The organism is uncultured Lamprocystis sp. (assembly GCF_903933125.1).
In the GTDB taxonomy this organism is placed as follows: domain Bacteria; phylum Pseudomonadota; class Gammaproteobacteria; order Chromatiales; family Chromatiaceae; genus Thiodictyon.
Window position 1 is genome coordinate 1 of record NZ_CAIZIZ010000225.1, and the last position, 7,308, is coordinate 7,308.

8 protein-coding genes and 1 pseudogene are annotated in these 7,308 nt (G+C 57.8%); 8 read left to right on the forward strand and 1 reads right to left on the reverse strand.

Annotated elements, in window-relative coordinates:
* The first annotated feature begins 200 nt into the window (after nucleotides 1-200).
* The 6 genes and pseudogenes from QZY03_RS11210 to QZY03_RS11235 form a co-directional block, all read left to right on the forward strand.
* The gene (locus tag QZY03_RS11210; RefSeq protein WP_295581009.1) at nucleotides 201-518 is read left to right on the forward strand and encodes a hypothetical protein; all 318 of its coding nucleotides are present in this window, start codon (nucleotides 201-203) and stop codon (nucleotides 516-518) included.
* A 249-nt stretch (nucleotides 519-767) separates the two neighbouring features.
* Nucleotides 768-1,082 (forward strand): nucleotidyltransferase domain-containing protein, encoded by a 315-nt coding sequence (locus QZY03_RS11215; protein ID WP_295581011.1) that lies wholly within the window; start codon nucleotides 768-770, stop codon nucleotides 1,080-1,082.
* An 864-nt stretch (nucleotides 1,083-1,946) separates the two neighbouring features.
* Nucleotides 1,947-2,375, forward strand: coding sequence for a hypothetical protein (locus tag QZY03_RS11220; protein ID WP_295581013.1), 429 nt, complete (start codon nucleotides 1,947-1,949; stop codon nucleotides 2,373-2,375).
* A 155-nt stretch (nucleotides 2,376-2,530) separates the two neighbouring features.
* A complete protein-coding gene (locus tag QZY03_RS11225; RefSeq protein WP_295581015.1) occupies nucleotides 2,531-2,821 on the forward strand; it encodes a type II toxin-antitoxin system HigB family toxin in 291 nt (96 codons plus the stop codon).
* Nucleotides 2,818-3,051: a transcriptional regulator, XRE family protein gene (locus QZY03_RS11230; protein ID WP_295581017.1), complete on the forward strand. Its 234-nt coding sequence runs from the start codon at nucleotides 2,818-2,820 to the stop codon at nucleotides 3,049-3,051. Before QZY03_RS11225 ends, QZY03_RS11230 begins: the two co-directional genes overlap by 4 nt.
* A 759-nt stretch (nucleotides 3,052-3,810) precedes the next feature.
* A pseudogene (locus tag QZY03_RS11235) lies at nucleotides 3,811-4,218 on the forward strand (DUF6399 domain-containing protein); the annotation flags it as partial.
* 83 nt (nucleotides 4,219-4,301) lie between these two features.
* On the opposite strand, the gene QZY03_RS11240 reads toward QZY03_RS11235, so the two are convergent.
* The gene (locus tag QZY03_RS11240) at nucleotides 4,302-5,102 is read right to left on the reverse strand and encodes a hypothetical protein (RefSeq protein WP_295581019.1); all 801 of its coding nucleotides are present in this window, start codon (nucleotides 5,100-5,102) and stop codon (nucleotides 4,302-4,304) included.
* Nucleotides 5,103-5,720: 618 nt separating this feature from the next.
* Between QZY03_RS11240 and QZY03_RS32070 the strand changes: the two genes are divergently transcribed.
* Both QZY03_RS32070 and QZY03_RS11250 read left to right on the forward strand, forming a co-directional pair.
* Nucleotides 5,721-6,416, forward strand: a complete 696-nt coding sequence (locus QZY03_RS32070) for a transposase (RefSeq protein ID WP_363182308.1) — start codon at nucleotides 5,721-5,723, stop codon at nucleotides 6,414-6,416.
* Nucleotides 6,417-6,876: 460 nt separating this feature from the next.
* Complete coding sequence (locus tag QZY03_RS11250; RefSeq protein ID WP_295581023.1) at nucleotides 6,877-7,125, forward strand: hypothetical protein; 249 nt, start codon at nucleotides 6,877-6,879, stop codon at nucleotides 7,123-7,125.
* Nucleotides 7,126-7,308 lie beyond the last annotated feature (183 nt).

Consider the following 7,308-nt stretch of genomic DNA (forward strand, 5'->3'; position numbering starts at 1 on the left):
AGCGGCATTTTCCGCACTGTTTCCCGGCTTCTGCCCGCTTCGGAACGGTTTTTCGCTCGCTTCGCCGCATCGCAACCGTTTGTTTCTATGATGCTTGCGGCTTAAGTCAGTGCCATTCGGGCCAGGCTCAATATGATCCGTGAGAATAGCCTCCGGCGTTGAGACTCCGGTTGCCCGGAGCCCCCGCCACAGACCCGGACATGCAGTTTTCCGGTGAAAAGGGATCGGAAAAAGGAGGGAAACTCTTCGGAATAGGTCGTTGCTATTTCTGTGATGAGAAACCCGATTGGGGAATGACGATGACTAGCGTACAAATCGAAATTCCGGATGAGATTGCCGGCGAGTTCTATCGGCGCGCACCTCATCCGGAACGCCGGGTGGAACTTGTTGAGCGTATATTCAGAGAGTATTTCGCTGCCCACAACGCAGCGGAATCGGAGCTTGACATACTCAACCAGAACGCCGAAGAGTTAAATCGCGAAGCAGAAGATGTATTGGGCTACCAGGTGCTGCCTTGATTCGGGATGCCTCAGGGCCAGGCTCGAATTATTTTAGAGGCGGCGGGAAACGTGCTCGTCACCAGCCGGGCGGTCCTCTTGGACATCGGTAACGCTTCGTCCACGAGTCGCTATCTGCAGGTGGCGGTGCATTTCTGGACTCCCTTGGGCGGACCCCAAGGTGGGGGTTGCGCAGCTTTCCGAAAGACTTTACACCCGGGCCGCGAAGCTCTACCGCGAGCGCGACATAAACGAAATCAGTGAGTCCCCATGATTAATCCGACGGTAGAATTACTTCGAGACCGGCTCGTGTCAGCCCTCTCACCACACCGGATCATCCTTTTCGGATCGCGGGCGCGGGGGACCGCGCAACCCGATAGTGATTATGACATCTTGGTCGTCGCGGAGACCGATCTACCCTTTGAGGATCGCGGGGTTCAGGCCCGGCGGGCGGTCCGCGACGTGCGCGTCTCCAAGGACATTGTCGTCGTCACCCCCGAGGAGTTCCGCAAGTATTCGACCTGGCTAACCGGTGTTGTCCGAGAGGCGGTCGAGCACGGGCAGGTGCTTTATGAAGCCGCCTGATGAGCCGGAAGTCGGAGAATGGTTACAGAAGGGAATGGCACTAATTTAGTCTAACAGACTGAAAACAATAGGGGCGAACCCGCAAGATTGGTAGGCTGAAGGTTGCAACACCCAACCCATCACCCTGCGAACCACCCCCCATGCATCCAAACCAGCGCGCCGCGACGCAGCAACGCACGGAGGGGGTCAGGTCTTTGCTTTTGCCCCAGAGTTCCACCCTTTGTCAGTTCTTCTGTTTATCAGAGCCTTGTGGTGCGTCTTCGCACGTTGGCCCCGCGGGAGTCTCTGCATCATCTTCGTGGAAATAATGAGATAGGTGATACTCAAAGGAGAACGAGATAGGTGTGGGCGTCCGTAGATTACTGATAATAAGCGGTTTACTCTGGATTAAAGCAGCAATTCCAAATTTGAGGGTCCGCTGCGGCCCATGGTGGATGCGGCGCGCACAACCGACGTGCTGAATCCCGAACATCGTGCGGCGCGCCTTATCCACCCTACAAAATTAAAGATTTTGTAGGGTGGATAAGCGTAGCGCATCCACCATCAGCCCCGCCGACGGCTTCACGCTGGATGCTGCCGCCCAAATTTGGAATTGCTGGGATTAAAGCTGGACCAGTGCCGAAAGAGTCGCTCGGTGCTAGTATTCTTGGGCGCTGACGGCCACGGTGTTCCCGTGCTGCGGCGGTAAGCTCCGCGGGGGCTTCGCAACCGGCGCAATCGACGGGAGTTCCGGCTGAGTGCCGCGTTGGGGGCTTGGCGGATGCCGCTGGCCAAGGTCCGGGCTCTTGCCGCAGCGCAGAAGTATTCGAGCCTGGTACCAGATCCCGTCCCTGGCGCCTTGCCGTCAAACTTTATGGGTCAATCATGAGCACAGCCGCCCGTCAATTGCTCCAATCGTTCGGCGCGCTAGCTGAGGCAGATCGGCGCGAGGTTCTGTTGGAACTTCTTCGCAACACCCCGGAGACGCCCTACGAGGCGAAGAAAATGAGAAACAAGACAAGCAAATTCAGAGAGGAAGAGGTCGTTCGTGTTTTGCCCGGGGTAAGAGATCCTGACTTTGGCACTAACATAGGCGGCTGGTCCGGCAAAGTAGGAAAAGTAGAACGATCTGATGATGGATCTTGGCTTTACATGATTAGATTGGATCAAGCCACCTTATCAGCAGCAGGCGATGACTATGCGGAAAAATGCGAGGATGAGAACTTGAATTTCGAAATATTGTTTCTCGAAGAGAAATACTTGGAATCAGTTGATGATGCAGGAAGCAAAGAGGATACATTCTTGCTCGCGTAGGCATTGATCATCGTTTCGGCCGGCTACGGCCACGGAATGAAGGGAAGAAAAGGGGCCAGGCTCGAATCGCGACAAGGGGCCAGGCTCAATTGAAGTTCCGGTGACAGTTTACTTAATGGAGAAGGGATGAGAGCCTTTTTTCTTCAGGAATAACTATGCGCGTCATCTCAAAGAAGCCCATAAGAGAATTCTGGGAACTTCATCCGGAGTCTCGACCCGCTTTGGATGAGTGGTTTCGGAAAGTCGATCAACTCGCAGCAGAGTCTTTTCCCGAGCTGCGGCAATCATTCCGCTCCGCAGATTATGTGGATGGATTCACAGTGTTCGATGTGGGTGGCAACAAGTATCGAATCGTTACCGTCATCCACTATGATAAGCGGCGGCTTTATGTTCGCCAAGTCATGACCCATGCGGAGTACGACAGAAATGCCTGGAGAAAGAAATGAACGCGGCGCTTGATGTTGAAAAGCTCGTTCCCGCTTGGCAAGCGCTCAGGTCGGCGGCACCAATTTCTCATATTGAGTCAGAACTTGATTATGAGCAGATCACGGCTTTCCTCAATAACTTGCTCGATGTCGTTCGAGACGATGCCGGACACCCTCTTTACTCGCTCGTTTCCGTGGTGGGCGATCTCGTAGAGGCATATGAAATCGATCATGAACCAATTTGCGACTAATGGATAAAGGGGCCGGATAAAGGGGCCAGGCTCGAATGGCACTGACTTAAGCCGCAAGCATCATAGAAACAAACGGTTGCGATGCGGCGAAGCGAGCGAAAAACCGTTCCGAAGCGGGCAGAAGCCGGGAAACAGTGCGGAAAATGCCGCTTCCAGTCAAGTGACTGCTTGTCGCCCCTCCTGTAACTGGCTGATTTATCTTTGCCGCGGCTTAAGTCAGTGCCATTCGGGCCAGGCTCGAATGGCACTGACTTAAGCCCAACCAACAGAGAAAAAAGAAAATCTTTGGTCGATAGCTGCAAGTGGTAGGCTGGAGGTTGCGATAGAGCAACACGTCACCCGAGGGAGCAGCAAGATGCATCGCGGATCACAGACCAGGGCCGTTCAACACCGCGTGCAGACCTGCATCGCACAGCCCGCTGAATTCCGGGGACTGAATTCCGGGGACAGTTTACTTAATTCCCAGGAACTCCGGGAACAGTTTACTTAATTCCCCGAGCGGTGCTTGAAGCGTTAGGATAATAGGCGAGCGAGCCCCTGAGGTCGGAGGTTTCCACAACGGTGTAGCAAGACGTCCAAGCGTGTTTGTGCCCGCTTGCCCACCCTGTGACACAGCGCGGCAATCGACGCCGGCGGACCTTTTTCAAGTGGTTACGGTGACAGTTTACTAAATGCACTGAATGCGCATGGGCGTTGAACGCAACCCGTAATTTTGTATTTAGTAAACTGTCACCGTAATTCGGCCACGCCGAACCGCGCCACCGCCTGCGCGCCCTGAGCCGTCAGTTGCTCGAACCGCTCGGCCAACCCGATCATCCGCTCAACGCCCTGTCGGTGATCGAGCGCGCGCGCCTCGAACAGGTGGCCGGCGACTGCGCCGATCTGTTCCAGCGCAGCAGTTCCGCGGTGGAGGGTCGCAACGGTCAACTGTCCCTGCATCATCATGGCCGGCACCGCCTGAGCGATCAAGAGCTCGCGGCACTGACCGCGGTGCATAACTTCCACATCCGCCGCGCCGACGGCACCACGGCCGCCGAGCGTTTCTTCGGTCAAGCCCACGCGGCGTTGTTCGCGCTGGTGCTCCAGCGGATGCCGCTACCCCCACCACCAGCGCGCCGACGGCCCCGCCCACCGAAGCCGCTCTCGCTGCTGCCGGTGGCGGCGTAGCAGGGGGTGGCCGGAACGATGATCAAGGCCGCCACGACGGCATGCGCACGATGAACCGTAGACGAGTGACTGGGTTTCGGCCGCTACCTGAGAATCGCCCGCCAGCCGCCCCAGTTTGGGAGTGCCCCGAGCGGCAGCACGGCGTCGGGGGCAACGCCGCAGGCAACATCGCCGTCGGCGGCCGGACACCAAGTCCATTGAATTAATACTTCCACACCAGGCAGGCCCTCCTCGCGCCGACCCCCTCCTGCGTCATTCGGAATCGCACCGACTCTGGGATAGAAGAAACCCGCGTTCACCGATCCGAACTGTGTGAGCTGAAAGGCATTGGGCGTTCCAAAAAAGAAGAGTGGCAAGGTTCCGCTCCCGGACTGCGCGCTAATGCCAATTAAGTCCACAGCAAAAATGCCGTCAATGGTATTCCGCTGCACGGGAATATTCGTAACAAAGGTCGTGGTCGTGTTTGGCTGGGGTTGGACCGGCGCGGTCTCGCTGACGAAGAAGCAACACTGCGATTCGCCGCCGAAACCCGGGGTGCTGAGTTGGCGCAATATCACAAAGCTGAGGGGTGCCGGGTTCGGTCCCGAGCGAACCGAGATCTGAGTGATCCAGCCATCGCCGGGAACCGAACTGAAACGTGTATCACCGGAGAGGACGCCGAAGACCCCCGTTTGCCTCCAGGTGCAATCGGCAGAATTGGAAGCAATCAGACCAAAATCGCCGTTCGAATCCAGGATCGCAGGTTTCGCCGAACAGCCGAATGTAGCGTTTGGCACCAACGCCAAAGAACTCCCCATAACTTGGGTCACGGCGCTAGCCATGTCCGGCAAAAGGAAAGCCGCCGACAACAAAATCATTTCGAATGGATAACTTCGACTGACCATGGCCTACTTCTCGTTGTTTCGCTGTCTGAACGCCGTCTGGATTCTACCGCTTTATTAGCGGGCGACCGGGGATAGGAAGTTCAACCGCACGAGCGGCTGAAGCGGGCCCAACGTAGCATCGCTGGGAGGGGCGTAGCAAGCTCCGCGAGGGCGCCGACGGGGATGGACGGGGGCGAGGTAGCCATCTCGGAGGGGCCGAATGGGCGTGAGAGGTGGTTTGCCGGGGCCTGGGTGCAGGGAGGGGCGCGTCGCTGGCGGGTGGCGACGACGTAAGGAGGCTACCACTGCATTTCCTGGTTGAAGACATACTCGGGTGACGGTTGCGCCAGGGCCTACCAGTCTGGTGCGGCCTCAACGGGCGGGTCGTCCCAGGCGGGTAGTCCGCGGGCGGGGCTGGTCCGCGGCGGCTCGGCCGGCCCTCCGATATGGTGGAGAGTGCGCAGCACGGGGGCGGTCGCGGCGATGAGATTCCGAGATTCCGGGGGACAGTTTACTTAATTCCCGGAGCGGTGCTTGAAGCGTTCGGATAATGGACGAACGAGCCCCCCTGAGATCGGAGGTTTCCCCAGCGGCATGGCAAGACTTCCAAGAGTGGTGGTGCCTGGCTTGCCCCACCCTATGCCACAGCGAGGCAATCGACGCCAGCGGACCTTTTTCAAGGGCGAGGACTACGCGGAGTATCGCATCCTGCTCGCGGACGTCTGCCGCGACTGCGGAACACAAGTGCTTACCTATTGTCTGATGCCCAATCCTGTCCATCTCGTTTTGGTGTGCCTGCAGACGACTTCTGCTTACGGGACTCGCTGGGGGAAGCGCATCGTCGGTATAACTCGAACGATCAGCGTCCGCGAGGGCAGGAAAGGGCATCCCTGGCAGGAGCGTTTTCACTCCTTCGTGATGGACGAGAGGCATCTGATCGCCGCCGCGCAGTACGTCGAGCGCGACCCCGTGCGGGCGCGTCTCTGCGTCCGACCGCAAGACTGGCCGTGGTCGAGCGCCGCGGCGCACCTTGCCGCACCGGACGATTCCCTTGTGACTACCGCTATTGGAAATGGTGCCCGCTTGGGAGGCTTTCTTGGGCGAGGTCGACGGCGAGCCTGTCGGCGATCCGCTGCGGGCTCGCGGCAGCACAGGACGTCCGCTCGGAACCGATGCGTTCGTCGAGTCGTTGGAGCAGCGCCTCCGGTGCCGTTTGAAGCCCGGAAAGCCAGGGCCAAAGCCCCGAGAGCACGATCACTTTACCGGAGACCTGCTCGACGATCTAGAGCGGAATTAGGTAAACTGTCCCCGGAATTCGAGATCGTCACAAAATGAAAGATAGCGACCGATATCACAAGTGGGTGGAGTGGAGCGACGAAGATCAAGTGTACATCGGAAAATGCCCGGATCTCATTACTGGCATTCATGGGGACGACCCTGATTCCCTGTACAGTGAGTTATGCGCGGTTGTCGAAGATGTAATCACCCATTTCCAGGTGGAGGCCCGGAGTCTTCCAGCAGCGAAGGTCAGGCCGATGCGTGAGGTCGCATAGCGCCTAACAAACAGAGAAGGGGTCAGAGCCGGGGAGAATGGTTCAGAGCCTGAGGTATCCCCACGAACTTTAGCGAGACATCAGTAGGTTAGCGGAATCCCGGCGCCAGGGCCTCTGCCAGCCATTTATAGCTTATCTATCTCGCTGATAGAGAAGCTTATTTCGTGGGGATCCCTCAGGGTCAGAGCCCTTTTAATGGAAACCCCGTTTTTCGCAAATCCCGAAGGCAATAGGACAGCGATATGACCGAGAATGTTGAGAACCTGGTGCTAGAGCACCTACGCGCGATCCGTGCAGACATCGCACGGATGGAACGTAAACAGGACGAGACCATAACTCGGCTCGGTCGCCTTGAGCTTGCCGTCGCAGGGCTGCGCCGCGACATGGCCCACACCGACGAGGCAGCTGCCGAGCAAAACGTGCGCATGGATCATCTAGCCGAGCGAGTCGAGCGCATCGAGCGGCGGCTAGAACTGCGCGACCAGGCATGAGGGAAAAATAGAATGGAAAAGGGGTCAGAGCCTGAGGTATCCCGGGTGCGATCGAAACTGATGAGGTAGCTTAAAATACAGCGGTACCCGTCTACACACCCGAGGATCGCCCAATGAGCACTGTGCTGCCCCCCAACGATGAGCGACTGCTGGCCCGCCTGAACCAACATCCGCAGTTGCGTG

Bases quoted from the DNA above. Each gene is read 5' to 3' on its own strand.
- QZY03_RS11210 (WP_295581009.1), top strand. From the start codon at position 201: ATGCAGTTTTCCGGTGAAAAGGGATCGGAAAAAGGAGGGAAACTCTTC.
- QZY03_RS11215 (WP_295581011.1), top strand. From the start codon at position 768: ATGATTAATCCGACGGTAGAATTACTTCGAGACCGGCTCGTGTCAGCC.
- QZY03_RS11220 (WP_295581013.1), top strand. From the start codon at position 1,947: ATGAGCACAGCCGCCCGTCAATTGCTCCAATCGTTCGGCGCGCTAGCT.
- QZY03_RS11225 (WP_295581015.1), top strand. From the start codon at position 2,531: ATGCGCGTCATCTCAAAGAAGCCCATAAGAGAATTCTGGGAACTTCAT.
- QZY03_RS11230 (WP_295581017.1), top strand. From the start codon at position 2,818: ATGAACGCGGCGCTTGATGTTGAAAAGCTCGTTCCCGCTTGGCAAGCG.
- QZY03_RS11240 (WP_295581019.1), bottom strand. From the start codon at position 5,102: ATGGTCAGTCGAAGTTATCCATTCGAAATGATTTTGTTGTCGGCGGCT.
- QZY03_RS32070 (WP_363182308.1), top strand. From the start codon at position 5,721: ATGCCACAGCGAGGCAATCGACGCCAGCGGACCTTTTTCAAGGGCGAG.
- QZY03_RS11250 (WP_295581023.1), top strand. From the start codon at position 6,877: ATGACCGAGAATGTTGAGAACCTGGTGCTAGAGCACCTACGCGCGATC.